Origin of the sequence: Aminiphilus circumscriptus DSM 16581 (assembly GCF_000526375.1) — a bacterium.
GTDB lineage: Bacteria > Synergistota > Synergistia > Synergistales > Aminiphilaceae > Aminiphilus > Aminiphilus circumscriptus.
On the sequence record NZ_JAFY01000005.1, the window covers coordinates 327,205 to 353,369 of the forward strand.

Genomic DNA, 26,165 nt, shown 5'->3' on the forward strand with positions numbered 1-26,165 from the left:
CGTCAGCTCTTCGTCACCGCGGAGAAGGGACAGACATCGAAGCAGGAGCCGCACTTGATGCAGCGGTCCTGATCGATCACGTAGGGTGTCTGTCGATCTCCGGCAATGCAGTTCACAGGGCACTTTTTCGCGCACAACCCGCATTTACGACATTTCTCCCTGTCGATGGCGTAGGTGATGAGTTTGGTACAGGCCAAGGCAGGGCATTTCCTGTCCCGGATGTGCGCCTCGTACTCGTGCCGGAAGTAGCGCAGCGTGGTGAGCACCGGATTCGGCGCGGTCTGGCCGAGTCCGCAGAGGGACATGTCCTTCACCATGTGAGCGAGTTCCTCCAGGGTAGCCAGGTCCTCCATCGTCCCCTCACCGGCGGTAATCTTCTCGAGGAGGAGGAGCATCTGTTTCGTTCCCTCTCTGCAGGGAACGCACTTGCCGCAGGATTCCCGCTGGGTGAACTCCAGAAAGAACTTGGCCACGTCCACCATGCAGGTCGCCTCGTCCATGACGACGAGTCCCCCCGACCCCATGATAGCCCCCGCCGCCGTGAGCGACTCGTAATCCACGGGAAGATCGAGGTGTTCCTCGGTGAGACAGCCGCCGGAGGGACCTCCGATCTGAACGGCCTTGAATTTCTTGTCGTTGATGATGCCGCCGCCGAGCTCGAAGACGATTTCACGAATGCTGATCCCCATGGGAACCTCGACCAAACCGGTGTGTTTCACTTTTCCGGTGAGGGCGAAAACTTTGGTCCCCTTGGATTTCTCCGTACCGATGGCGGCGTACCAGGCGCCGCCGTTGCGGATGATGGCCGGAACGTTGGCCCAGGTCTCCACGTTGTTGATGTTCGAGGGTTTGCCCCAGAGTCCCTTGTTTGCCGGAAAGGGGGGACGGGGACGGGGCATACCGCGCTCCCCTTCGATGGAGGCCATGAGCGCCGTCTCTTCGCCGCAGACGAAGGCTCCCGCACCTTCCTTCACGTGAAGATGGAAGGAGAAGGACGTGTCCAGAATGCGCTCCCCCAGCAGGCCGTATTCCTCGGCCTGGCCGATGGCGCGATTGAGGCGCTTGATGGCAAGAGGGTATTCGGCCCGGCAATAGATGTATCCCTCGTCGGCTCCCATGGCGTAGGCACCGAGCATCATCCCCTCGATGACCGCATGAGGGTCACCCTCGAGGATGGAGCGGTCCATGAAAGCGCCGGGATCTCCCTCGTCGGCGTTACAGATGGTGTACTTTTTCGTTCCCGCCGCCTTGCGGCAGAACTCCCACTTGAGTCCCGTGGGGAACCCACCGCCGCCGCGCCCGCGAAGGCCAGAGGTCTTCACTTCCTGGAGCACGTCCTCGGGGGACATTTCCTTCACGGCCTTGGCGAGAGCCTGATAGCCGTCCCGGGCGATATACTCCTCGATGTTGTCGGGATTGATGTAGCCGCAGTTGTGGAGCGCGATGCGCTCCTGCTTGCTGTAGAAGGGAATGTCCTTGTAGTGGGGAACCTTCTCGATGCTTCCGGAGAGGGCGTAGAGAAGTCGCTCCACGATGCGTCCCTTGTAGAGATGTTCCTCCACGATCTCCGTCACATCTTTTGGCTCCACCCGACAGTAGAACGTCCCCTCGGGGTAGACCACCACGATGGGTCCCATCTCGCACATGCCGTGACACCCCGTCTGGACCACCATGACCTCCCGGTCCAGCTTCCTCTTCGCCAATTCCTCTTTAAACGCGCTCATCACCTCGCGGGCGCCGCTCGAAACGCAGCCCGTCCCGCCACAGATGAGAACGTGCGCACGATACACTGCCATGGTGTCAGCCCCCCTGCTCTACCCGATCGGGTATGGAAGAAACGGGTTCAGTCCGCTCTGCCGATGACTTTTTCCTCGACGACGTTGCCGTTCACGAGATGCTCGGCAACAATGCGCGGCACGTCGGCGGCGGAGAGATTGCCGTAGGTGATGCGCGGTTCGCCGGGGCGGATGATGTCGAGAAGCGGCTCCTGCTGGCACATGCCGATGCACCCCGTGGTCTCCACGGAGACGTCCTTCAATCCCCGTTTGTCCAGTTCGGCGAGAACCGCCTGCATGACCTCCCGTGCGCCCGCGGCGATGCCGCACGTCCCCATGCCGACGATGACGCGGACCTTGCCCTTAGAGCGGGCGGATGTGAGATCGCTCGCCTGTTCCTTGATCCTCCGAAGATCCTCCAGACTCGTTACTTTGGGCACGGACTTCACCTCCCATTCGCATTTCCTCAAGTCCTTCTCGAACGAAATCCCGAAGCCACGACGCCACCGGAGGCGTACGCATCAGCTCGGGATCTTCGATAATTTCGAGAATGTCCTTTTGATCCACCTCGAAGGAACGCTCCCTTCGAGAAAAACGGAACACCCACCGGATATCGGGATACCCCACAAACAACGTCACTACCGTGGCAGGAAGATCTCCCAAAGGTGGACAATCAATCGATCCTGCCCGAAAAGCGGCGCGCAGGCAGGTACCAGAACCTGGAACGGATTCGATGGAAAAACTGCCTCCCGCAAGTTCCGCCGCCTGTTTGAGAAAGGGAATACCCAACCCCACCCGTCGTGTCGTTCGCGACGTGACGAAAGGATCCGTCACGCGGCGCACCATCTCCGCATCCATTCCCTTTCCATCGTCCCGGATTTCAAGCACACGAAACCCCTTATCGTCCTCCTCGACAAGACGCACATCCACACGGGAAGCCCCTGCGGCAACACTGTTCTCGGCAATGTCGAGAATGTGCTGGGACAGATCGTCGAGCATGACATGCATCCTCGCGCCGCTTTTTATTCGTACCGGGCGATCACGTCACCGAGCTTGTCCGCTGTGAGTCTTCCGTGGGTGTCATCGTCCACCATGATGACCGGCGCGAGACCGCAGGCACCGAGGCACGCCACGGGTTCCAGGGTGAAACGAAGATCCTCCGTCGTCCCGTTCTCCTCGACGGAGAGCATCTCCTTGAGTTTCTGCATGAGCTGCAGACTGCCCCGAACATGACAGGCAGTGCCACGGCAGACGCGGACAATATGTCGCCCTCGTGGCTTGAGGTGAAACTGGGCATAGAAAGTGGCCACTCCGTACAACTCTGCAGTGGGAATTTTAAGTTCCTCCGAGATAGCCTGAAGCGCCTCGGAGGGCACGTACCCAAACTCCCGTTGCACCGCCTGCAGTACGGGAATGACTCCCCCCTTTCGGTCCTTCCAGGGCAGAACGAGTTCCCTGGTCTTGGACGCGACATCCTTCGTCTCCACGGGCATATGCATTCCTCCTCCATCGTCACCGACAATCCGGACATTCACACATTCGGGATCCGGTAGTACATCATCCCCCCGATCGGGAACCCTACAACGACATTCTCCGGAAAATCACTCTCGGCGCTACACCCAGGTCATATCCTTTTCCGCTCACGCATGCGAAAAAATTCACTTTATGCACAGACAAAATCATCTTTCCGAGTCCTTCTCGGCGTTCAGAAAACAGCTCCAAGAGAGTCGTACAACATTCGACAAAGGGACAAAGACTAGAAAACCTCTGAATAAGGCTACGTCAGCCCCGCAGGGCGCCTCGCAGAGCCTGATGCGACCCGAGTCAAGGAAAAGCGAAAGGTCTTTATTCAGGGCTTCCCTAGAAAAATCAGAAAGAGAGCCCCTAAACCCCAAGCGGCATAATGCTTCAGAGTATATCATAGGAATCTCGGAGAAGCCGTTGACCATAATTGACTATATACACTGTTTTTATTTCGTTTGTTTTTTTGTGAATCAACCCGGAAGATTCCGGACCCTTCGTTGGGGTATTCTCTTCCTGCAACTGGTATAATCCAGGCAAAGACCGCCCGGCACCGTGTATTTTGTGGAAACGAGGTGGATTCCATGTGGCAGGGACGCCTTCCTCGGGACCTCCTCCGGGATACCCGAGAAAGTTATGTGACCCGGAACACGAGCCACCTTCGGACCGAAGTTCCGGGGGGGGTCGTGGATTGTGCCCTGGGAACGAATCCTCTCGGTATCCCTGATTCCGTACGAGCTTTTCTCGCCTCCCCTCAAAACTGGGATCCTGGATGCTATCCTCCTCCGGACCTTACCCCTCTGCGGGAAACCATCGCGGAGTACCTTGGCGATTCGGACGTCACGAGAGAGCACATCGTCCTCGGCCACGGCTCCTTCGGCGTACTTCTCACGCTCCTGCGAATCCTTCTTCCTCCGGGTTCCTTACTCGGCGGGGTTTCTCCCCAGTTCACCGACGTTCCTCTCCAGGCGATGCTCAACAATGTCCGTTATCACCCGCTGATCCTGCATCCGCCACTTTTCGAGGCGCACCTCGACGCGTGGCTCCGTGCCGCACGAGGACGTCCCCACGTCCTCTACGTGGATCGTCCCCACAACCCGACGGGCCAAACGCTCACTCTGGCGGAGCTCGAGCATTTAAGCCACGTCTGCGCAAAGGGGGGAAGCTGGCTTCTCGTGGACGAGGCCTACGGGGACTATCTCCCCCGTGATGAATGGGCGACCCGACTCACCTCCCCCAATGTGATCGTGGTCCGCTCCTTCTCCAAGGCATGGGGACTTGCGGGAATGCGGGTCGGATACGGCGTGACACGCCATCCGGAACTCCTGGAACTTTTCCGGAAAGTGCACCCTCCCTTCCCGGTGAATACCCTCGGGGCGATTCTTGCCCGGGAGGCCCTTTCCGACTCGGCTTTTCTCGAACGAACGAAAACCTACGTCTTCACGACGAAGACGCGCCTCATGGAGTTTTTCCGAAAGCACTCCTTTCTCCGGATGGCTGCGACGGATCCCCGAACACCCATCCTGCTCCTTTCCGAAAATCGGGGAAATTTGGCGACTCTTTTGGGAGAACAGGGCATTGCGGGCGAATCAGGGGAAGGATACATGCACCTGGACGAGCGCTATGTCCGCCTTCGCATTCCCTCTCCGGAATTTCTCGAACTCTTTCTGGAACGCCTCGACGCCCTCAAATCCGGGGGGTCCCGTCGCTCCTTGACGAAACACCCATCAGTCCGCTCTGAGGGAGGGAAGTCTCCATGCGCTGCGTCTGTATCCACGCTCATTTTTATCAACCACCCCGAGAAGACCCCTGGCTCGACGAGGTGCTCTCCGACGCTTCGGCTGCCCCTTATCACGACTGGAACGCACGCATCAACGCGGAATGCTACCGCCCGAATCGAGCGGCGCGACTCACCGACGGAAACGGGCGCATCGTCAGTATCGTGAACAACTACCGTTATCTGAGTTTCAACGTAGGCCCCACGCTGCACCGCTGGATGGCGCGTCACGACCACGTTCTGGCCACGCGAATCCGCACCTCCGACGAGGAGGCCACCCGGGAATTCGGTGCCGGAAACGCCATCGCCCAGGGTTACAATCATATGATTCTTCCCCTCGCCTCCGCCCGGGACAAACGCACACAGGTCCGCTGGGGAGCGGTGGATTTCCGGAGCCGCTTCGGGAGAAATCCCGTGGGAATGTGGCTTCCGGAAACGGCGGTGGACACGATGACTCTGGAGGCATTAGCGACGGAGGGCGTTGCCTTCACCATTCTCGCCCCCTGGCAATGCGCCTCCGTGCGTTCTCCCTCGGGAGAGGGTCAAAAAACGCCCGGCGGGACGGGGCTCGATACCAGTCGTCCCTACCGCGTCGCCCTTCCCTCGGGAAAGAGCATTGTGGTGGTGTTCTATTCGGCGGACATAGCCCGGGACATCGCTTTCGGGGGACTCCTGGACAATGGAGACCGCCTCGCCGAAGCCCTTTTACGAAGTGTTCCCGACAATGGAGAGCCCCGTCTCGTGGTGATCGCCACGGACGGCGAGAGTTACGGGCACCACCATCGTTTCGGGGAAATGGCCCTTGCAAGAGCCTTTCAGGTTCTTTCCTCCTCAAGAGATGTGAGCTTGAGCAACATCGACGCCTTTCTTGCCCGACACCCCGCAACGTGGGAGGCGACCATCGCCGAGAACACCTCCTGGTCCTGCGCCCACGGGGTGGAACGCTGGCGGAGCGACTGCGGATGTCATACCGGCGGAGAGCATGGCTGGCATCAGCGATGGCGAGGACCGCTGCGACACGCCCTGGATCGCCTCCGGGAAAAGCTGGACGATTCTTTCGAGGCAAACCTGGCGCCGTTCACGCAGGATCCCTGGGCGTTACGAAACGAGGCGATCGCTCTCCACCTGGACCAGGGCGAAGAGACTCCCGAGGCGTTTCTTGCGGCACGTTTCGGAAAATCCCTCCGTGAGGAGGATACCGGAAAGATTCTTCTCCTCCTGGAGGCACAGCGCATGGGGATGTTCATGTACACCTCCTGCGGATGGTTCTTCAACGACCTTGCCGGCATCGAAACCGTGCAGATCCTGTCCTACGCGTATCGGGCGCTGGAACTTCTCCGGGAAGCGGGCGGCCCCGATCTGGAGGAGTCCTTCCGAAGCGACCTCCGGAAAGCCGAGGGCAATCGCCCCGAACTGCCCCGGGGCGACGTCGTCCTCGATCAACTCGTCCTCCCCTCCCGGCGCTCTCTTCGGGACGTGGCGACCCAAGCGGCGCTACTCGGCGTTTCTTCGTCCTACTACGCCTTCACGGTGGACCAAACCTCGCACACCATCAGCGGAGGCGATCTGTTCCTGCGACTTTCCGACCTCTCCGTGGAGGACCATCGCACCAACCGAAGATGGAAAGGGAGCGCCTGCGTTCTTTCCTCGGGGGGATTGGGCGACGTGTGCCGCCTCCGGGAGGATGACCTGCCCCCTCTTCGCCCTTTCAAGAGGCTTTTCTACGAGGGAGATCTCCTGGAACTCTCCCGTCAGATGGAGAACCACTTTCCCCTCGGCCCCTGGAAGCTGGGTATTCTTCCCCAGGATGACCGGGAAATGGTTGCTCGGGAACGCTCCATCGAGGCGGAGGAACGCTGGTCCGAACAAACCACGGAGATCACCGACGAATCGAAACGCCTGCTGGTGCAGCTCCACAGCATCGGCGTCAGTGCACCTCCGTTTCTTCGGGCCGCGGCGGAACTGTCCTTCCGCTCCCATCTCCAGGAACTCGTGGAGGCAAGTTCGACCGTTCTCGATCTCCTCTCCGAGAATTCTCCCCTGGAAACGCTTCTCGAGGAGGCGCATTCCATGGGGCTCGAACCGGAGCTGTCGGTGCTGGCACCGCATCTCGCCCGGGAGCTGCACAACGCACTCCGGGCACAACGAAGCGTCGAGGAAGAGACTGTTCTGCGGCGCGTTCTCGCCCACCTGGAACGCATCCGTGAACTCCACATCACCCTCGATCTCTGGCGCATTCAGAACGAAATGTGGCGCCTGCTCGAATCGGAAAAGGAACGAACATCAGGCACACTCCTCAACCTTGCGGCATTTCTCGGATTCGCCGTTCCAGAATCATCGCGAACGGTGCCCGAATGATCCAAGCGTGGTATAACTGTACAGAGACGAGTTCATCAGTGAAGGAGGAACGAGCATGTCCGTCATGGTGCACGGAAAAAACGTCGGGCAAAGTTTACGCAGGATGTTGGAGAATGATCCTGCCTTCCGTACCGTGGCCTACTTTTCCATGGAAATAGGCATCCACCATCAGATTCCGACCTACTCGGGAGGGCTCGGCGTCCTCGCGGGAGACACGCTCAAGAGCGCCGCGGATCTCGGTGTTCCCCTGGTAGGGATTACGCTTCTGTACAAAAAGGGCTATTTCAACCAGAGGTTCAACAGCGAAGGATGGCAGCAGGAATCCTCGGTGGAATGGCAGCCGGAACAATTCCTCCAGCTCCTTCCCAACGAAGTCTCCGTCATGATCGAAGGGCGCTCCCTGCACATCCGTGCCTGGGTGCACGACTTCATCGGCCAGGGCGGATACCCCGTTCCCATTTATTTCCTCGACACGGATTTCGACGCGAACAGCCCCGAGGACAGGGCCTTCACGTGGCACCTCTACGGAGGCGACCAGCGCTACCGCCTGATCCAGGAGATCATCCTCGGCGTGGGGGGCTTGCGTATTCTCCGCGATCTCGGCTACGACAACATCAAAACCTTCCATCTCAACGAAGGACATGCGGGATTCCTCACCCTGGAACTGCTCCGGGAGATGGGTTACGAAAACTTCCAAAAAGTGCGCGATCAGGTGGTCTTCACCACCCACACACCCGTTCCCGCAGGACACGACCACTTCCCCTACGAACTCGTGGACCGCGTCATGGACCCCATCTTCGGAGGGCGACTCCGGCGCATGCTCGGCGAGAACGGCGTCTCCATGACGGAGCTGGGGCTCCGCTACAGCCGTTTCACCAACGGTGTGTCGGTCAAGCACGCCGAAGTGAGCCGCCGCATGTTCAACACCTCCAAGGTGGATGCCATCACCAACGGTGTCCACTCCCTCACCTGGACGTCCACGGGCATGCGCCGTCTTTTCGACCGTGAGATACCGGGCTGGAGCAACGACCCCTCCAGGCTCACCCAGGCGCTCAAGCTCTCCGACGAGGACATCTGGAAGGCTCATCAGGCGGCGAAGATGAAACTCCTCGCCAAGATCCTGGAGGACACGGGGCGGGAACTCGATCCGGACGTGCTCACCATCGGTTTTGCCCGCCGGGCCGCGACCTACAAGCGGGCCGACCTGCTCTTCTCCGACATGAAGAAACTCCTGGACGCCTGTGCGGGACAGGTGCAGTTCATCTTCGCAGGAAAAGCGCATCCCCAGGACGAAGGCGGCAAGGCGGTCATCCAAAAGATCATCCGGGCATCGAAGGAGATCGGAGCCGCTCTGCCCATCGTCTACCTGGAAAACTACGATATGTCCGTCGCGGGACTCCTCACCGAGGGCGTGGACCTGTGGCTGAACAATCCCAAGCGCCCCCGGGAGGCATCGGGAACGAGCGGCATGAAGTGCACCCACAACGGTGTGATGAACCTTTCCGTTCTCGACGGCTGGTGGATCGAGGGATGGATTGAGGACGTCACGGGCTGGTCCATCGGTCCCGAACCCGCCGAGGCGGACCTCATCGACTACAACGAGATGGAGGACGCGGTGGATCTTTACGCGAAACTGCGGGAGAAAGTCCTTCCTTCCTACTATCAGCACCGGGAAAAGTGGATCTCCATGATGAAATCCTCCATCGCTCTCAACGCCAGCTACTTCAACACGCATCGAATGGTGAAGGACTACTGCGAAAAAGCCTACGGCATCGTCTTTCGGGGGCTTTGATCATGAAGTGCCCTCGGGTTCTCCACGTAGCCTCCGAAATGGCGCCCCTCGTCAAGCTCGGTGGATTGGGGGACGTGGTGGGATCCCTTCCTGCGGCACTCCGGGAGGTCGGCGTGGACGCCCGCATCGTGCTCCCTGCCTATCCCGGCTTGTTCGAGCGCCTGGAGGCCCAGAACCTTTCCTGCGCTCCCACCGGGAAAAGTGTGCATGTCGCCCTTGACTGGCGCGTATACAGTGCTCCTCTGTGGGAGACATCGGTGAACAACACACCGGTGTACCTGCTCGAACAACCGGAACTCTTCTCAGACCCGGAAGTCTATCCCCGGGAGACGACACCTCTGGCCACGCTCCCCTTCGCGTTCCTCTCTCTCGCCGCGCTGGAAATCCCCGGAGCGCTGGAATGGACTCCGGACATTTTCCACGTTCACGACTGGCCCGGCGCGCTGGTACCCGCAGCTCTCAAGTGGCACCGCCATTACCGAAACAGACGGGGTGACTACGAGACGGTCCTCACCATTCACAACCTGGCCCACCAGTGGATTACAACGCCGAATGCGCTGAACATCTGGGGCTTCGTCAAGGAAAGCTTCACCATCGAGGGCATTGAGTTCTACGGCGGCATCAACGCACTCAAAGGGGGCATTCTTGCCGCGGACGCCATCACCACTGTAAGCCCTCGTTATGCATGGGAAATTCAGACCCCTCAGGGAGGCATGGGACTTGACGGTGTTCTCGCGAGCTGTCGGGGAAAGATCCAGGGAATTCTCAACGGCCTCGACTACACCGTCTGGAACCCCGAGACGGACCCGCTGCTTCCCGCTCCATACAGCATCGAAGATCTCAGCGGGAAAACTCTCTGTCGCAAGGCACTCCTTCAGGCATGCGGCTGGGAGGAAAACGACCGCCCCCTGCTCGTCTTCGTCGGACGACTGGTGGAACAAAAGGGGGTGGACATCCTCCTCGCCGCCATGGAAGACCTCCTCTCGCTCGGAACGAGGGTGCTCATCCTCGGAAGCGGGCACCCCATCTACGAGCGTGTCCTGCAGGAGGAATCCCGCCGGTATCAGGACCTCCTCCATGTTCATGCGGGGTACGACGAAACGCTGGCGCACCTTCTCTATGCGGGCGGCGACATGCTCCTCATGCCGTCCCTTTTCGAACCCTGCGGCCTCTCCCAACTCATCGCGCTCCGTTACGGAACGGTTCCTCTTGTCCGTGCCGTGGGCGGACTCGCGGACACCATCATCGACGTGGACGGCTCCCCCGACGGAAACGGCTTCCTCTTCAGCGACTACACCCCGCACGAACTCCGTCGTGTGGTCGAACGGGCACTGTCGCACTGGCATGATAGAGAACAGTGGAAAATCATCGTCCGTCACGGCATGGAACAGGATTTTTCCTGGAAGCACTCCGCAGAGACATACAAGGCTCTGTACCTGAGACTTCTGGGGAACTGACGGTCGACGCATTCCTTGCGGAACCGCCGCGACCGCATTTCCGAAAAAAAGAAAACTCGTCGGGAGCGCCGCTTTTTCAAATGTGCAACCACGTTCCCGCCACCATGCAAAACACCCCGCAGGGGCCGTCCCACATGGTGGTGGTTGTGTGGAGAGGCTTTTTCTCTCGCCCCAGCGGAGCAAAGGCGAGGTCATGTATCGCCTGCAACGTCTCACAAGTCTCACAAGAGGAGGGTGAGCATCCATGATTTACGGGAAATACGGTCGCGTTCTGGGCATCGTTCTCGCCGGGGGCAAAGGCGAACGTCTCATGCCCCTCACCAAGTACCGCGCAAAGCCGGCGGTTCCTTTCGCGGCGAAATACCGCATCATCGACTTCGCGCTTTCGAACCTTGTGAACAGCGGACTTTATTCCATCTACGTCCTCGTCCAGTTTCGGAGCCAATCTCTCAACGAGCATATCGAGCGGGGATGGCAGTTCGGCGGAGCCATGCGGGGGCGGGACTTCTTCATCACCAGTGTCCCGGCCCAGATGTGGACAGGCGAGCACTGGTACAAGGGCACTGCCGATGCGGTCTTCCAGAACCTGCATCTCGCAACCATGTACGACGCGGACCATGTGTGCATCTTCGCCGCGGACCACATCTACAAAATGGACGTGGAACAGATGCTGCAGTTCCACGTGGACAACCGAGCGGACGTGACCGTGGCGGCAAACGTCGTTCCCACCTCCGAGGCCTGGCAGTTCGGCTGCATCGACGTGGACGACACGAACAAGATCATCAATTTTGTGGAAAAACCGAAAAATCCTCCCCAGATCCCGGGGCGCCCCGAGTTCAGCTACGTCTCCATGGGCAATTACATCTTCGAGCGCGAAGCTTTGGAAGAGGCACTCATCGAGGACGCCCGGGACCCCCAGAGCACCCATGACTTCGGCAAGGACATTCTGCCCAGAATTTTCGGCCTGTGTCGCATGATGGCCTACGATTTCTCAACCAACATCATCCCCGGGAACGACCGCCCCTACTGGAAAGACGTGGGAACCATCGACGCCTATTGGCAGGCCCATATGGACCTGCTGCAACACCCCTCCCAGCTCACGCTCTTCAATCCCCATTGGCCGATTCGTACCGTTTCCTACGCGGATCCGCCTGGATTCACCTACCCCGTGAAAGGGCAGCACTGTTCCGTCGTGGGGGCCCTCCGGGCGGAGGGAAGCCGTGTCCTCGGGGCCACCGTCCACTTCTCGGTCCTCTCCAGGAACTGTATCATTCACCCCGGAGCCGTGCTGGAGGAATGCATCATCGGCCAGAACGTGGTCATCGGAGAGGGATGTAAACTGCGGCGAACCATCGTGGACGCGCACAACATTCTTCCCCCGAACACCGTGATCGGCTATGATCGACAGACCGATGCGGAACGCTATCACCTAGACGAAAAATCGGGAATTGTGGTGGTGGGAATGCCCAGTATCAAGCTCCGCCACTCCGTTGACATACCGCTCCAAAGCATGGGAGAATCCGTGCCGCCCCGACTCGGCTCTTTCTGATTTTTTCGGAGGGCCTCTTCCCGGAAAACGGGAAGAATTCTGAAAACAAGTGGAGGTCAGACCCATGGCAAAGAAAAAGGCTTCTCTGGAGGAACTGCTGGAAGCCATGTACGACGAGGAAAATCCCCAGAAGGTAGAAAATCTGGCCTCGCAGATCCTTGCCGTTTCTCCGGAGAACCCCGAGGCGCTGTTCATGCTCGCCGATTTGACCGAGGACGTCGAGGAGTCGGTCGGTTTCACGGAAAGAGCCGTCGCGGAGCTTCGGCGCCTCGTGGAGAAAAACCCCCACGACGAGGAGCTTTCTCTCCTTCTGACCGAGGGACTGCAGCGGCTCGGCTTCGCCTACATTTTCGACGAGAACGGCGCGAAGGCGCTCGAAACGGCGGAGGCGCTTCTGGAGAGAGGCACAGAGGAGAACGACGGCGCCTATTGGGGGCGGGCCATACGCTACATCGGCTTGCTGCAAACGGGCCAGTATTCGACCGTTCTCGAGGAGGTTCTGGCAGACAGCGAGAAGACACCTTTCTCCGCGCACGCACAGGCCATTGCGACGCTGGAACTGGCAGGCCCCGGAAGGGAGAGCCATCTGGCCCTCCTGGAAGCTTTCCGGGTTGCCCCGAACCTGCCCTTCTACCTCCTTGACTATTGGGACGCTCCCGACTCCGACGAAGACGACGAGGACACGCTGCTCGAGTTCTCCGCCGCCACCCTGCTCCATCCCGTATGGGTACAGACGGAGGAGCGCATCATGGCGCTGTCCACTGCAACAACCTTTTTCGGCTATCTCACGGACAGACTCCCCGAAGACGTCCTTGAGGAAATCCGAACCGAACTGGCCCAAACCCCTGTCTTTCCCGTCCTCGAGATGGGACGGAGCCAAATCGAGGCGGTCTGCGGCGGTGACGACACGGACTGGGAGACGCTGGATCAGACCGCACTGGACATACTTTCACGCATGGAAGAACTCTCCGAATAGCACGCGCTCCGGAGAAGGAAGGGTAGCTCCGGCGAAGGTAGCGTGTGCGAATGTCACCTGCAGCGGAACGCCTGGAAGCGGTGAAATCCCCTCCAGGCGTTCCCTGAGCCGGTTCACGACGACAGCACATCCCTCCGCGGGAGTGTGCGGGAGGACAAGTAGCAGTGTCGCCTCATCGGATCGCGCAGCCACATCTACCGTGCGGATGCATTGACTGGCGATTCCGGCGATCATCCGAAGCGCATCGAAAAATGAAGTCTCTCCTCCGGCCTTCCTGATCGCCTCGACGTTATCCAATGCAACGCGCACGCAAGACACTGGAAACCCGTAGCGCCTCGCCTTGTCCAGCTCCTGTTTGAGAAAGCGCTGCACTCCTCCTCGCGAGAGCAGTCCTGTTGCCTTGTCCCGGTCATTGACGATGGACATGCCGGTGATCACGCGGTAGCGCTCGGCCGTGGAGGCGAAAACCGGCAGAAGCGCTCGAAGAGGATTTCCGCTCAGTCTGGCGAATACGCCCTCTCTTTCGGAGAGTCCCAGGAGAACCATGGGAGCGCTTCCAACCAGAAGCGTTCCCGCGAAAAGAGACCCCACGCCCTGTCGCTGCAAAAGCTCTTTTCTGGCCCCTTCGACGGAAGAAACCCAGGGAACCCACCACTGCCCGCCTTCCTCTATGGCAAGATCACCAAGAAGGGCACCGCTGCACTCCCCTTCCTCGAAAAGCGCCTGCACAAAGGCGAGAGCCCAGTCCATCCTCCCCGGAAGAAGGGTATTTTCCTCCGCAAAGAGCAACGTCCATCGCTCCTCCGGAGGAATCCACTGGAAAATCCCCGCCCAATCCACTCCGAGCGTCTCCGTCACTGCGGAAAGGAGCGGCGAAAAAACTTCCCGAACGGTATAATTCCGGAGGGCGGAAGCAGTCGCCGCTTCCAATTTTTCCATGCGCCGAACGACGACACGATCCGAGTAGTCCGGAAGAATTGCCAGAACCCCCCCCTCGGGATGACGGAAAACGACCGCATCAAAAATACGCTCCCCCGGAATCGCCTCCCAAAAACGACGGCTCCATCCGTTCCGGACAAGACACTCCAGGAACATCTCCGGAGCAAAAGGACTGTCCTTCGAACCGAATGCCGCCGAGAGGGTCCCGGGAAGCTCTCGCGGAGTTCCCATCTGTTCCTCGAAGGCCCGGTTGACGCACCGCACGAGGAACGCTTCCTCCCGGCAATTGCCGAGAAGCATGGGAACGGGAACGAGATCGAACATCTCGTGTCCTCCCGGCAGCAGGCGATCCAGCAATTCTTCATCGGATCGATTCATGTCCCGGTCTCCTTTCCCGTCATTGGGATGCGCCAGAGCGTTTCGTAACATCTTCGGCAGGCCTACCCCATCAATGTTATACTACATTCCGAGGGTTCCAGCCTCGAAGAAAGGATGTGTTGCGAACATGAAACGACAGAGCGTGCTTCAAACGGCACTGTTCCTTCTCTGTTTCGCCTTCCTGGCCGTCACGCAGGAAATCGCCCAGGCGGCGACTCCCGAAGCCAGGATCGCCGACAGCGCAAAGATTCTCCGGGAAATGGCAAAACAGAACGATGCCTCCACCATGGCGGATCTTATCCGCGACGCCAAGGGCATCGCCATCTTCCCCTCCGTCGTGAAGGCGGGATTCGTCCTTGGTGGGCGTTACGGAGAAGGCCTGCTCCTCAAGAGGGATCCCCAGAGCGGCAACTGGTACGGCCCGAGTTTCCTCACCATCGCCGGAGCTTCCTGGGGAATCCAGATCGGCATCCAGTCCACCGCACTGGTGCTCGTCATCACCAACGACCGGGGCATGCAGGGTTTCATGGGGGACAATGTCACCCTGGGAGGAGATCTCGCCGTGGCGGCGGGACCCGTCGGGCGCAGCGCCCAGGCAGCGACGGATTCCAGACTGAAGGCATCCATCTACAGCTATTCCATGAGCAAAGGGCTTTTCGCGGGGCTCTCCCTGGAGGGAGCCGTGGTCGACACGGACCAGGACGCAAACAAGGCCTACTGGAAAAAAGAGATGTCCCCGCAGCAGATTCTCGCCCGTCGCGCCACGGATCAGCGCATGGCCCCCCTCACGAGGGAGATTGCAAACCTCCTCAAGAAGAAATAGCGCCACGCTCTAGCCTGCCCTCTCCTGGGGATGCGAAAAGACTGGACGGTCCTTCCACATACCCAGGAGAGGGACGATGTCTGTTCTGTCTATGTCACAGCAGAATCGGACGTCCTCTTCCATGCCGAGACGTCGCAGAATTTCCGCGTGGTCTGCCTCCTTCACGACATCATGGAACCGCTCTTCCCCGAGGTTCCGCCACAGAGCCAGGGCCATCCTGGCTCCGTCGCCACAGGAGGGTGCACGTTCTTCCAAACGCACCCCTTCCTCCAGAAGGCGCCGCATAAGAAGCCCCGCGCACAGCGCGTCATCCAACGCACTCCGGCCATGACGTCCCGCACAGAAGATACCGATGCGCTTCCCCCTGCGCAGCGCCTCTTTCGCGGCGGCCCGAGCGTTCCGGGCACAGGCGGCGAACACGGGATGACCTGTCGCTGCACACCGAAGCAACGCCTCCGTTCCGTTCGTCGTGGTGAAGAGCAGACGCATTCCTGTCGAACCCGAGAGCATTTCCCGGGGTGAATTTCCCCGATGGAATCCATCGGGAGGCACGCCCCCCCGTTCTCCCGCCAAAAGCCATCGATGCCCCCAGATTTTCCGAAGTTCCAACGCTTCTTCCACGGTTCGGAGCGGCGTGAGCAATGCTCCTCCGCCGTCGAAAAAGGCCACGATGGACGTGGTGGCTCGAAGAATATCCACCACGAGCCACACATCCGCGGGAGGAAGCGGTTCTCCCGGAGAGAGCACGACATCGATGCGTTCCATAACATCTTCCTTTCTGCACAGGGAGAGGCACTCTTCAAAACGGCCGCTCCGGACGCAACCCGCCGTACCGATTGAAAACCTTCTCGCGAAACGCGCTTTCTCTCAGAGCGATTCCACCATGTCTGGAACTGTACATTTCCGGAAAATTTCCGGCTCACTCATCGGAGTGGTGCCCTTCTGTGGAAAGGATTCCTTCACGCATCAAAACCCTGAGGGAAGCCTCTGTCGTCGGCTCATCCGAGGAGTACCGCCGTGCGTAGGACTGATGTTCCGGGAGATGCCCCCACGACCCTTCCTCGTGGCATTGAGTCCAGGGGCTGGTCATCTCCTGCACACAACACGCATGCCGTGAAAGAGACCGACGTATTCCACACCGCTTCCCTGTCACGGAGAGGGCGAGGCAACGACTTCCACTTCCACGGAATCGGGAATGTTCTCCGCATCGGCGACGGAAATGCGATGCTTCCCCGGCGTGAGAGACCAGAAAAGCTGCCCCCCAGGCTCCTGTCGTGCGAAGAATTCTCCGTTCACAAACCAGTAGAGGATGGTGTCGCCGCCTTCGGCAAGAAGCGGAACTTTCTGTTCCCCCGCACCGGAAACGAGTACATAGCGTTTTCCCGATCCCGGCGATGTGATGGCGAGCCGAAATGTCCGTCTTTCCACCTCTCCACGCGGGCGTCCTCCCGTTTCGTATCCCCGGAGTTCCAGCGGCCATTGCGTCACGGGTAGACCGTTTCGAAGTACATGGAGGGAACAGCGCCCGCCCGGGGAAACACCATCGATGTGCCATTCCCGGTAGGTTCGCTCGCAGGCGCTCCCCGGAGCGAGTCCGGAGAGCGCACAAACTTCGCGAAGCTCTACACCGGAGGGAGGCTCGAACCATTTCGGCCCGGGGAGTCCCGGAACCCTGCGGAGCATCCGCAATGCCACGGGTGTCGCCGCCCGGAGCCCCACAAGGCCGTCTCTGGGCGTGCCTCCCGTGTCTCCAAACCATATCACGACGGTATAGCGAGGTGAATAGGCGGCCGTCCAGGCATCCCGAAATCCGTAGGAGGTACCCGTCTTGAACGCGACCCACCGCCCGTCCTCTCCATACTGCTGTTCCGCCAGAGAAGAGAGCCGTCCCGGGTCCCGGAGACATTCCGCGACGAGAAAAGCCGCTCCGGGATCCACCACCGCATCGCCCCGGAAAGAACGCGCCGCCGTCTCTTCTTGGATTTCCATCCACCGCAAGGGCAACAAGCGTCCGCCTCCGGCAAGGGCCGCATAGGCCCGGGCGAGTTCGAGGAGCGTCACCTCGCAGCCCCCCAGGACAAGGGCATCCCCATAGGCGGAGGCATCGCGGTGGAGGTTTGCGAATCCGAAACGCCGGAGAAACGACAGGAACGACGCGGTCCCGACCGTACGGAGCACTCGGACCGCCGGTGCGTTGAGCGATTCCGCCAGAGCGGCGCGGGCGCTCACGGGTCCTCGATAGAGGCGGTCGAAATTGCGGGGGGATTCACCCCGGAAACCGAGGGGGGTGTCTGCGAGAAGGGATCCCGGCCCAAGCAGCCCTTCCTGAAACGCCAGAGCGTAGAGAAACGGCTTGAGCGTGGATCCTGGGGAACGCAGCGCCTCGCCGCAGTCCACCCATCCGGCGCCGCGCTCTTCACCCCACCTGGCGTTTCCCACATAAGCCCGAACGGCACGGGAGGAGTTCTCCACAAGAATTCCGGCGGCACTCACCGACGAAGGAAACGCACCCAGGGCCTCGTGCAGGAGACGTTCCATGTGACGCTGGAGACCCAGATCAAGAGTCGACCGAAATACCGTCGTGTCCGGTGCGGCGAGCGCCCGTATCCGGTCCGCCGCATGGGCGGCCACGGGAAGGAAGGGGTGAAACCGCCCCATCACCGGCTCCGCCAGGGCGACGGAAAGTTCCGTGGAGGTGAGCACTCCCCGTTCGGCAAGAAGCGTGAGAAGGAGATCTCTTCTTTTCCGCGCTCCCTGCGGGTTTTTGTCCGGACGGAGCGCGCTGGGGCTCTTCAGGAGTCCTACCAGAAGAGCCGCCTCTCCCACGGAGAGAGAACGGGCACTCTTGCCGAAATAAAGCAGGGACGCGGCCTCCACACCTCGGATGTTCCCTCCGAAGGGCGCCTTGTTCAGGTACAGCTCAAGAATTTGTTCCTTGGGAAAGCGTCGTTCGAGACGAAGCGCCTGAAAAAACTCCTCCGCCTTGGCGCGCATGGTCCTCGGCCTCGGCACGGTGAGCCGGACCAGTTGGCTCGTGATGGTGGACGCACCGGAGATGACCCGCCCCTCGTGGATATTCCCCGCGAGAGCCCGGAAAATCGCGATCAGGTCCACCCCGGGATGGGAAAAGAAACGCCGGTCCTCCACCTCGACAGCCACTTTGGGCAACCACGTCCCCATGGCATCCAAGGAGACGGGTAAACTCCAGGCACCATCCGGGGCAAGGTAGGCCCGAAGCATACGTCCTTCCCTGTCGAAGACGACAGGCGACGCGGGACATTCGCGCAGCGCCTCCGGATCGACAGGAGGAACCGTCTTCCACAGGAAGACGATTCCTCCCGCAAGCGTCAGCAGCAGGACGGCAAGGAAAACCTCAACGGACCTCCACCGTGTTCGGGAGGCTCTCTCTTCGCTCATGGTATCCGCCTTCTCTTCCGGTCAGACCAGAGTCGACCGTCCGCGTTCACTCCACACGCATCATTCCCGCGGAACCGATGGCCCGTACCGCCGGATCGTACATGGCCTCCACGGCGGCGGGCGGAAGGACAAATGTCCCTCTGCTCACGGCACGTACCTGATAGATGTAGTGAAAGGTCTTTTTCTCCGCAAGCCGGTTTACGAAGAGGAGAAGGCGGTCGTCCCGAACTTCCTCCCTGACACTGGCGTCCTGTTTCTCTTCCGCGCCTGCGGTAAGACGGGGGTTCTCGATCTCGAAGCATCCCGGAAGGAGATCCGCCACCACCAGATCGGTCACGGTCCGCTCGGGGAGAACCTCCAACCGCACTTGCAACAGATCCCCCTGCCGGATGTTCGCGTCCTTTGAGAGGGGATTCCCGTTCCTGTCGAGGAGTGTACGCTTGATCGAAATCCCTCGGGAAACAGGCTTCGGCATCTCAAGAGGAACCCCATCCGCAACCCAGGCGTAATACACGGTTCCCTCGCCGCTGCAGGAAAGACGCAGCGGCCGGTCGAGCCCATCCTCCTCGGAGAGCACCAGGCGCTCTCCCTGTCGCACTTCGCCGAGAAGCCGCCCCTCCTCGTCCAGAAGCCGGGCCGTGAAGGGGCGCCTCGCCCGCCCGGTACCCTCGAGATAGGCCCCCAAAGCGAGGGCCGCAAAGGCGTTCTCCTGGGTTCCATACCAGGTTCCCCCCGTGCGGGCCGCGAGCAGTTTCTCCGCAAGAAGAGGAATCTCCGGCGCGGCAGTGTCGATCTGAAGCCACATCAACAGCGCGAGCGCGCTGTCCCGGACTCCCGAATCAAGCGTTTCGGCCCCGCTTGGAGGAGTCTCCACGGAGATGGTGGTCTGACCGAGCAGATTTCTGGCGGTCTCCTTCTGGCCGGAGAGGGCGTAGGCTCCGGCCAAGAAAAGGCGGCCCGCCGAACGGAGCTGCTCCACCCGCTCCCGAAGATGTTCCATCCACGCCAGAGGCGGCTCCCCCGCCAGGGCGAGCACATATGCGCCATAGGCCTTGGCGGTGTAAGCGTTCAGAACGTCCTCGTCCGTTCCTCCCGGCAATGCCGGAAGAAGCCGCCGCACGAAGGAAAGCGCAAAGCCGAGGGATTCTTCGGAAAGAGGAACTCCTTGTTTTTTCGCGGCGACGAGGAAATGCACCGCGTACACGCCGGACCAGTCCGTTCCCTCGGCGCTGCCTGGCCACAGACTGAATCCGCCGTCCCACCGCTGCAGGGACATGATTCGCCGCACCCGTTCGTCGAGAAGACGTCTCCGTTCCGCCTCGCTCGCCAAAAGAGGATCCACCTCGGCGACGATGGAGGGAAGCGCCAGCAGGGGCCATGCGCTGGAGACGGTCTGTTCGAGACATCCGTAAGGATAGGTGTTGAGATAGCGCAGCACGCCGGCGAGATCCACTCCGGGAGCGCCGGAGAGGACCAGCCTGCTCCGAACCGTTCCGGGAAACCAGGACCTAGGCAGATCCAGAGATCCTACAGAGCCGGCAGGCACACTGCCTCCGCCGGAAAGAGAAACCCTGGGGCTCGCTGGCCGGACCGGAAGAGAGACCGTCTCCTCGGCCAGGTCGCCATCCCAGGCAGCGGCGACGGTGACCCGCGCCACGCCGCCTTCGGAAACGGCACGAAGCGGGACGAGAAGCGCCTCGCTTTTTCCGCCGGGGTCGAGGGAGTGCGCGGAGGAAAGCGTCGCGTCCGAGGAAATCGGTCCTTCGAGCCGCAGCTCGACCTGTACATCCAGAGGACGTTCCGCCCTGGAGAAGAGCGTCACCGGAACCAGGAAGGTATCCCCCGGCGCAACGGCCCGGGGCAGGGAAAGTTCCGCCACCACATCCCGGGCGATTTCGACAGGCACCTCGCCCGTTCCGGAAAGCGCTCCCGCCGCGGCGACGACCATGATACGCCCCCGCCCGCTGAACTCGGGAATTTCCAACTCCATCGTGACACGCCCCTCCGCGTCCGTGGCCTGGGGCGGAAGGAAGAGAGAGAGAGGCACGAAGCGCCGAGCCCGCACGGGAGAAAGGCTCGCCCTCATCATCGCCTCCTCGCCGTCGCCACCGCCGGGACGAAGCAGCGCCGTTGCCTTGCCCTCGACGGGAAGCAGCTCGTCGTAGAGATCGAAGGTCTGCACGCCGAGAGCCCGAAGAGCCGTAAAGAAGGACCAGGGATCCGGCGTGGTGAAATCCGTGAGACCGAGGATTCCCTCGTCCACGAAGGCCAGAGCGGCCTCTCCCGGCACGGCGTTGCCCTGGGCATCCTCGAGGCGGACCGAGACGGAGAAGGAACGGCCCGGACGGACCCGGGAAGGCGCTTCCACCAGCGTGCGCAGGCGAAGCGCGTCCTGATCCACGGCAATTCGCACCGTCCCGAGCGCCCTGTGACTACTCCAGTTCTCCACGGTCTCCGAGACCTCCCGGACGACCCAGACAGTGCAATAGGCATTAGGCGCCATGGCCGCGGTCACGGGGAAACGGATCTCCGTCTTTTTTGTCGCAAGATCCAGGACGCGATGCTCGAGAACACGGTCGGTCTCCACGGTGAAAAGCAGTTTTCCGGCAAAGGGGGCCTCCACTTTGATTCGGGCCTCGTCCCCCTCCGCATAGAGCGTCTTCGAAGGGGAGAGGCGCACCTGATCGAGGAGCGATCCTCCTCCCGTCCCTCCGTCACCGAAGGCGTAGAAACGCACCGACGCCGCGGCACCCCCCTCTTCGTCCGTGACGCGGAGAAGATACTGCCCGTCCTCCCTGGGCGTAAAGGCGAAGGAACCCTCGCCTCCCGAGAGGGGCACACCCGACCGCTCCAGAGAGACGAACTCCTCCCGTCCCTGGAAACGGTAGCGTCCGTCCTCCTCCACAAGCACACTGTGCCAGATCACCCTGGAGATTTCCGCCGTGACGGCGCCAAGAGGCGCGGGGCTTCCGTCGGGAAGCGTCGCGCCGATGCGGAAGGAAACGCTCGTCCCTGTGCGGACTTCGTCCCGGGGAGCACGGATGCCCACATAGGTCCCCACGGGATGGTAGGGAAGCGAGAGTGTTTTGTAAGCGAAACGCCCTCCCTCCTCCATGACGCCCGCCCGGAAAAGGAGCGTTCCCGAATCCGCGAAGGGCCCCTCGTAGGTGAAGAGCCCCTTCCCCTCGTCATCGAGAACGATGCTTCCGAGGAATTCCTGGTAGGGGACAGGTTTCTTTTCCCCATCGGCAAAGACAAACCCCTCCCATCCCGGAGGCGAGAAGGGCTTGGGAACCAGGCGGACCTCCACCTCGCAGGGAAGGCCCGCGGCGGGAGCACCGAAGAGATAGCGCCCCGTCACGGCGAACTCCAGAGAATCCCCCGGGAAGAGTTCTTTTCTGTCCGCCTCCACCTCTACCTCGATGCGGGGCGGAGCGAATTCCTCCACCAGGAACTGCAGCGACTCCAGAGGTGTTTTCTCTCCGGGGAGAAAGATCCTTACGGTGTACGTTCCCGTGGGGACGCTGTCCGCAAGGGGGATGGCGACGTGGGCGAACCCCTGGGGCGTGAGCAGGGCCGATTCCCGGAGAAGCTCCCGTCCCGTGGGGGACATCACGGAAAACTGGAGCGGAAAGGACTCGGGAGAACGGTGTTCCGGATCCCGGAGAAGCGCCGTGACATCCGCCGTCTCCCCGGGGCGGAAGACCCCCCTGGGAAGGAAGAGGAACGCGTCATATCCCTTGCGCAGATAGGGACGTCCTGCTGTCTCGTACCCCGCGAGCGCCACCAGATCCTGTCGCAGAACGAGATAGGTCGCGTCCTCCCCGGAAGAGACGGTGACCACTCGGGGAAAGAGCTGTTCGTCCCACGGGGCATCCATCTCCACGAGGGCCACTCCGTCTCCGTCAGTGCTCCCCTCCGCGAGGAGCTGGTTCGACGCGGAGTAAACCCGCACCACTGCCTTCTCCACGGGCGCGAGGGAGGCGATGGAGTTCACCCACACCAGAACACCTCGGGGAAAAACCTTTGCCGTGACTCCCAGATCCGAGACGGACACGACGAGACGTCCCTGTTCCCAGGCACCCCACTGCATGTCCTGGGCGGTGAGGAGGAAAATCCCCTTGTCCGGGCTCACGAGGGAACGAAGGTCCACCGCCCGCCGGGTCAGTTCGTTCACTCCGCCCCCCGGGAAAAAATTCTCCCGGGCAACGAGTCGGGAAAGGCTCTGGGAAAGTCCTTCTTCACCGAGCCCCATGGCGAGGGGAACATTGTTGTCGTACACACGCCAGGCCGTGATCTCCACCTCATCGACGTTCACTGTCTCCAGGGGAATCCGCAGATCCCCCGCAGGCGAGATGTAGGTTCCCGCCGCGGGAAAGCGCACGAGCGGCGCCACGTCGGGGAAGATGAATGCCTTCTGGTACTCCGCCTCCAAGCGTCCTCCCTGAGCACCCGGAAGCCCTTTCTTGACGGTGAGCACCACCCGGTCTCTGGGGCGGAAATCGCCCACTACGGCGAATCCCCAGTCCGAGGGTTCCACCGTGAAGGGAACCGCTGGGGAAAGGGACACGAAAGCGGCGGCACGCCCAACATCGACGGGAGCGGACGTACTTATCCAGATGCGCCCCCGGTCCTCCGCCTCGGATTCTGCGTAACCGCTCTGAATGGCGAGCACGAAGGCGGGAACGATCTCCTGGCGTACGTCCTTGACGAGCCCGAGGTCGCCCGTCGCGGGAGGAAATCCCGCGGCGATCTCGAGCGTGAGTTTTTTCCCGGAGAACGAGGCGAGGCGCACCGACACCTTTTTGGATGGAGGACCAGCGGGAAGATCGTAGGGGATCTCCCGTCCGCCCTCGTCGCGAAAGGCAAGATATCCCCGGAGCCGCAAGGGCGAAACGGGAAGAGAGAAACGCAGATCGAGGGTCAACGACCCTCTGGGATCAAAATCGACCTGCGTGGCATCAAGGAACGCGAGAGGTGCGGTGCGGAAGGCGAAGACGTGCCGCCCCGCGAGAAGCCGCCCGTTCTGATCCCGAAGATCGTCCCGGAACGTAGCGGTGTAGCGGGTCGCCAAGGCGAAAGGAACTGCGGGGGTGAAGACGCAGGTCCGCTCATCCTGCCACGTCCATCCGCCTTTGAGTCTCGGCAGGAGGAGGAACGGCGCGTTCTTTTCGTCCAGAGGTTTTCCCACCGCAGTCTTCTGCACCACGGGAGCGGAGAAGACCGCCGTCACCTTGGGAGATCCCTTCACTTCTCCCTCGGGAGAAAAAGAGGCGACGACGAATTCTGCCGCCTTCTCCTGCGCGGCGTGGCCGACACCGCCCAGCACGCACACCGCCAGCAGAACCAAAACAAGCAGGCGCACCGTCAAACGCATTTCCCATCCCTCCCCCTGTTTCTCCGCGGAATTTTCCACGGATTCCTTCCGCCTTGATGTCGAACGACCCCGGAGAATGACCGTAGCCGCTCTCCGGGGTCGTTTTTTCCACCTGTCAATCAGAAATATTTCCGGAAGAAGCGCCCTTGGAAGAGACGTCACTCTTCCGCAATCCTCTCCGTCCGCCTCCGATTCACTTTCGGCGGATTCACCACAGGACGCGTCACTTCGTCAGAGGTATCACAGCCTCGGGAACGATGACGCGGAACGTGAAGGATTCCGTGAGGAAGAGCTGCACTTTTTTCGCCGAGACATCCTCGAATCCCACGGCGAAATCCTGCCCGAGCACCAGTTCCATGTCGCCGCCCCGAAGGGAGACGAGATAGGCCGCATCGGTGTGGGGCAGCAGGATGATCTTTCCTCCCAGAAGGTCCTTGATCCGCTTATGCAGCGGATAGTCCCCGAAGGAATGAATGGCGTTCCAGAGGGAAGGTCCCGCCACCAGGGCATAGGGACCGCCCACCGCGGCATCCTGAAATTTCCCGAGCCCCTTGAGCAGGGTTCCGAGAATCGTTTCCTTGCTCTTCATGTCGAGGGAAACGGCGTTCCCCTTTCCAGCCTCCGCCAGACCGACGATGCCCGCCGCCTTGAGCCCCTCGTAGACGGCTTTCTCCTCGAAGAGCGCCGCCTTCTTCGCCGCTTCGTCGAGGGCCGAGAAATCGATGTCCTTGGCGCCCCGTTCCACGTTGTCCAACTCCCACCGGTCGAGCTCAAAGGAGATCCTGGTCTCGACGAGGGGTTGGACCTGATGCACACCGTAGACAACGCCTTCGGGCTTCTGGCCCTTGGGGACATCGAGCCGCCCCAAGGACAGAACCGCGTAATCCCAGCCGCGAGGGCCCTCCACATCGACAAATCTCCGTGCGGAGAGGTGCGCTTCGAGCACCGTGCGCGCCTGCGCGTCGATTTCCTTCCACGCTCCATCCGTAACCGGGGATAACGATCTCTTGAGAATGTCCATTTCGTGCTCCTCCCTTTCGTCTCCTTCTACGCTATCTGTTTTTCATGCTCCCGATGCCGATGCCACTCGCCGAGGAAGCGGGTGCCGCGTTACCGGAACCCTCGCCTCCCGTGGCGGCTTCCTCGACCTCGGTGATCGGCGCAGTGGTGAACAAGTAGGTCCGCAGCGCCGCATCCCACTCGGGCATGGTCCTCCGAAGCCATTCAAGCATCATGCACGCGTGCTCGATCTCTTCATCCCGATTGTGCAGAATGACGCTCCTGATCGTCTCATCCTGCGATGCAGCAGCTCTCTGGTGGTACCAGTCCACCGCCTCGACTTCCTCTTTCAGGCTGTTCAACGCACGGTGAATGTCCCGGTCCGCCTGGGACAACTCCTCCACCGGTTCGTGATAGGAACTCATCCGTCATGCACCTCCTGCAGCGTGATATTGACAGGAACATACTACCACATCTAAAAAGAACGGGTATACTTACAGAAATGGCGGCAAGGACGAACACTGCCGGAGACACACCTTCACCCCATCAGACAAGGAGGGATGTTCCATGCCCCGCAAGATTCTCGTCGCTCTCGACCTGAGCAAGATCTCCGAGGAACTCGTGCTTTACGGACATTCGCTCGCCCATCGCCTGGACGTACAAGTGGATTTTCTCCACGCCCTGCCCCATACCTCCCTCTGGCGAGGCTACGAACCGTGGGTTCCCCCGGAGCTGGACATGCAGGTCAGGGAAATCGCCCAGAAAAAAATCGCCTACTGGATCCGCAGAGCGGAGGAGGCGCTCCCTTGCGAACACTGCCACGAGCACCAGGTCTTCGTGGAGGAGGGAAATCCCGCCGACCTGGTCATCTCCAAGGCCAAGGAAAACGGCTACAATCTCATCGTGGTGGGACACAAGGGGCAGAGCGCCCTGGAGCATCTCATCGTCGGCAGCACCGCCACCAACGTGGTCCGTTACGCCCACTGCTCGGTTCTCGTCTATCGACCGGGCCTCAAGGTTTTCTGAG

Annotated in this window: 17 protein-coding genes and 1 pseudogene; 8 read left to right on the forward strand and 10 right to left on the reverse strand. The window is 60.9% G+C overall.

Features of this window, described 5'->3' with window-relative positions; genetic code table 11:
• Positions 1 to 2: 2 nt before the first annotated feature.
• From nuoF to nuoE, 4 genes are read right to left on the reverse strand one after another with little or no spacing between them, the layout of a single operon-like run.
• Positions 3 to 1,796: an NADH-quinone oxidoreductase subunit NuoF gene (gene nuoF / locus K349_RS0108690; protein WP_029165458.1), complete on the reverse strand. Its 1,794-nt coding sequence runs from the start codon at positions 1,794 to 1,796 to the stop codon at positions 3 to 5.
• A gap of 47 nt (positions 1,797 to 1,843) precedes the next feature.
• Entirely contained in the window at positions 1,844 to 2,215 is a 372-nt protein-coding gene (locus K349_RS0108695; protein ID WP_029165459.1) for a (2Fe-2S) ferredoxin domain-containing protein, read from the reverse strand.
• Positions 2,139 to 2,774 carry an ATP-binding protein gene (locus tag K349_RS0108700; RefSeq protein ID WP_029165460.1) on the reverse strand — a complete coding sequence of 212 codons (636 nt, stop codon included), beginning with the start codon at positions 2,772 to 2,774 and terminating at the stop codon, positions 2,139 to 2,141. The genes K349_RS0108695 and K349_RS0108700 overlap by 77 nt, the downstream gene beginning before the upstream one ends.
• A 23-nt stretch (positions 2,775 to 2,797) precedes the next feature.
• Positions 2,798 to 3,268: an NADH-quinone oxidoreductase subunit NuoE gene (gene nuoE / locus K349_RS0108705; RefSeq protein ID WP_029165461.1), complete on the reverse strand. Its 471-nt coding sequence runs from the start codon at positions 3,266 to 3,268 to the stop codon at positions 2,798 to 2,800.
• A gap of 612 nt (positions 3,269 to 3,880) precedes the next feature.
• Between nuoE and K349_RS19695 the strand changes: the two are divergent.
• The 6 genes and pseudogenes from K349_RS19695 to K349_RS0108735 form a co-directional block, all read left to right on the forward strand.
• A pseudogene (locus K349_RS19695) lies at positions 3,881 to 4,942 on the forward strand (pyridoxal phosphate-dependent aminotransferase); the annotation flags it as partial.
• A gap of 110 nt (positions 4,943 to 5,052) precedes the next feature.
• A complete protein-coding gene (locus tag K349_RS0108715; protein ID WP_029165463.1) occupies positions 5,053 to 7,431 on the forward strand; it encodes a DUF3536 domain-containing protein in 2,379 nt (792 codons plus the stop codon).
• Positions 7,432 to 7,486: 55 nt separating this feature from the next.
• Entirely contained in the window at positions 7,487 to 9,223 is a 1,737-nt protein-coding gene (gene glgP / locus K349_RS0108720; protein ID WP_029165464.1) for an alpha-glucan family phosphorylase, read from the forward strand.
• Between the two features lie 2 nt (positions 9,224 to 9,225).
• A complete protein-coding gene (gene glgA, locus K349_RS0108725; protein WP_029165465.1) occupies positions 9,226 to 10,680 on the forward strand; it encodes a glycogen synthase GlgA in 1,455 nt (484 codons plus the stop codon).
• A gap of 244 nt (positions 10,681 to 10,924) precedes the next feature.
• The gene (gene glgC / locus K349_RS0108730) at positions 10,925 to 12,229 is read left to right on the forward strand and encodes a glucose-1-phosphate adenylyltransferase (RefSeq protein WP_029165466.1); all 1,305 of its coding nucleotides are present in this window, start codon (positions 10,925 to 10,927) and stop codon (positions 12,227 to 12,229) included.
• 64 nt (positions 12,230 to 12,293) lie between these two features.
• Entirely contained in the window at positions 12,294 to 13,205 is a 912-nt protein-coding gene (locus K349_RS0108735) for a tetratricopeptide repeat protein (protein ID WP_029165467.1), read from the forward strand.
• Here K349_RS0108735 and K349_RS0108740 read toward each other — a convergent pair.
• Entirely contained in the window at positions 13,179 to 14,522 is a 1,344-nt protein-coding gene (locus tag K349_RS0108740) for a GGDEF domain-containing protein (protein ID WP_029165468.1), read from the reverse strand. The two genes, K349_RS0108735 and K349_RS0108740, sit on opposite strands and share 27 nt — an antisense overlap.
• Before the next feature lie 127 nt (positions 14,523 to 14,649).
• Here K349_RS0108740 and K349_RS0108745 point away from each other — a divergent pair, with 127 nt between their 5' ends.
• Positions 14,650 to 15,345, forward strand: a complete 696-nt coding sequence (locus K349_RS0108745) for a lipid-binding SYLF domain-containing protein (RefSeq protein ID WP_029165469.1) — start codon at positions 14,650 to 14,652, stop codon at positions 15,343 to 15,345.
• Between the two features lie 9 nt (positions 15,346 to 15,354).
• Here the strand turns inward: K349_RS0108745 and K349_RS0108750 are convergent, their stop codons facing one another.
• From K349_RS0108750 to K349_RS0108770, 5 genes are all read right to left on the reverse strand, one after another.
• Complete coding sequence (locus tag K349_RS0108750; RefSeq protein WP_029165470.1) at positions 15,355 to 16,110, reverse strand: 2-phosphosulfolactate phosphatase; 756 nt, start codon at positions 16,108 to 16,110, stop codon at positions 15,355 to 15,357.
• A gap of 384 nt (positions 16,111 to 16,494) precedes the next feature.
• Positions 16,495 to 18,762 carry a penicillin-binding protein 1C gene (gene pbpC / locus K349_RS0108755; protein WP_029165471.1) on the reverse strand — a complete coding sequence of 756 codons (2,268 nt, stop codon included), beginning with the start codon at positions 18,760 to 18,762 and terminating at the stop codon, positions 16,495 to 16,497.
• Between the two features lie 46 nt (positions 18,763 to 18,808).
• The gene (locus K349_RS0108760) at positions 18,809 to 24,139 is read right to left on the reverse strand and encodes an Ig-like domain-containing alpha-2-macroglobulin family protein (protein ID WP_157367344.1); all 5,331 of its coding nucleotides are present in this window, start codon (positions 24,137 to 24,139) and stop codon (positions 18,809 to 18,811) included.
• Between the two features lie 223 nt (positions 24,140 to 24,362).
• The gene (locus K349_RS0108765) at positions 24,363 to 25,160 is read right to left on the reverse strand and encodes a family 1 encapsulin nanocompartment shell protein (RefSeq protein WP_029165473.1); all 798 of its coding nucleotides are present in this window, start codon (positions 25,158 to 25,160) and stop codon (positions 24,363 to 24,365) included.
• 31 nt (positions 25,161 to 25,191) lie between these two features.
• Positions 25,192 to 25,563, reverse strand: a complete 372-nt coding sequence (locus tag K349_RS0108770) for an encapsulin-associated ferritin-like protein (protein ID WP_029165474.1) — start codon at positions 25,561 to 25,563, stop codon at positions 25,192 to 25,194.
• A gap of 142 nt (positions 25,564 to 25,705) precedes the next feature.
• Here K349_RS0108770 and K349_RS0108775 point away from each other — a divergent pair, with 142 nt between their 5' ends.
• Positions 25,706 to 26,164: a universal stress protein gene (locus K349_RS0108775; protein WP_029165475.1), complete on the forward strand. Its 459-nt coding sequence runs from the start codon at positions 25,706 to 25,708 to the stop codon at positions 26,162 to 26,164.
• Position 26,165 lies beyond the last annotated feature (1 nt).

Bases quoted from the DNA above. Each gene is read 5' to 3' on its own strand.
- nuoF (WP_029165458.1), bottom strand. From the start codon at position 1,796: ATGGCAGTGTATCGTGCGCACGTTCTCATCTGTGGCGGGACGGGCTGC.
- K349_RS0108700 (WP_029165460.1), bottom strand. From the start codon at position 2,774: ATGCTCGACGATCTGTCCCAGCACATTCTCGACATTGCCGAGAACAGT.
- nuoE (WP_029165461.1), bottom strand. From the start codon at position 3,268: ATGCCCGTGGAGACGAAGGATGTCGCGTCCAAGACCAGGGAACTCGTT.
- K349_RS0108715 (WP_029165463.1), top strand. From the start codon at position 5,053: ATGCGCTGCGTCTGTATCCACGCTCATTTTTATCAACCACCCCGAGAA.
- glgP (WP_029165464.1), top strand. From the start codon at position 7,487: ATGTCCGTCATGGTGCACGGAAAAAACGTCGGGCAAAGTTTACGCAGG.
- glgA (WP_029165465.1), top strand. From the start codon at position 9,226: ATGAAGTGCCCTCGGGTTCTCCACGTAGCCTCCGAAATGGCGCCCCTC.
- glgC (WP_029165466.1), top strand. From the start codon at position 10,925: ATGATTTACGGGAAATACGGTCGCGTTCTGGGCATCGTTCTCGCCGGG.
- K349_RS0108735 (WP_029165467.1), top strand. From the start codon at position 12,294: ATGGCAAAGAAAAAGGCTTCTCTGGAGGAACTGCTGGAAGCCATGTAC.
- K349_RS0108740 (WP_029165468.1), bottom strand. From the start codon at position 14,522: ATGAATCGATCCGATGAAGAATTGCTGGATCGCCTGCTGCCGGGAGGA.
- K349_RS0108745 (WP_029165469.1), top strand. From the start codon at position 14,650: ATGAAACGACAGAGCGTGCTTCAAACGGCACTGTTCCTTCTCTGTTTC.
- K349_RS0108750 (WP_029165470.1), bottom strand. From the start codon at position 16,110: ATGGAACGCATCGATGTCGTGCTCTCTCCGGGAGAACCGCTTCCTCCC.
- pbpC (WP_029165471.1), bottom strand. From the start codon at position 18,762: ATGAGCGAAGAGAGAGCCTCCCGAACACGGTGGAGGTCCGTTGAGGTT.
- K349_RS0108760 (WP_157367344.1), bottom strand. From the start codon at position 24,139: ATGCGTTTGACGGTGCGCCTGCTTGTTTTGGTTCTGCTGGCGGTGTGC.
- K349_RS0108765 (WP_029165473.1), bottom strand. From the start codon at position 25,160: ATGGACATTCTCAAGAGATCGTTATCCCCGGTTACGGATGGAGCGTGG.
- K349_RS0108770 (WP_029165474.1), bottom strand. From the start codon at position 25,563: ATGAGTTCCTATCACGAACCGGTGGAGGAGTTGTCCCAGGCGGACCGG.
- K349_RS0108775 (WP_029165475.1), top strand. From the start codon at position 25,706: ATGCCCCGCAAGATTCTCGTCGCTCTCGACCTGAGCAAGATCTCCGAG.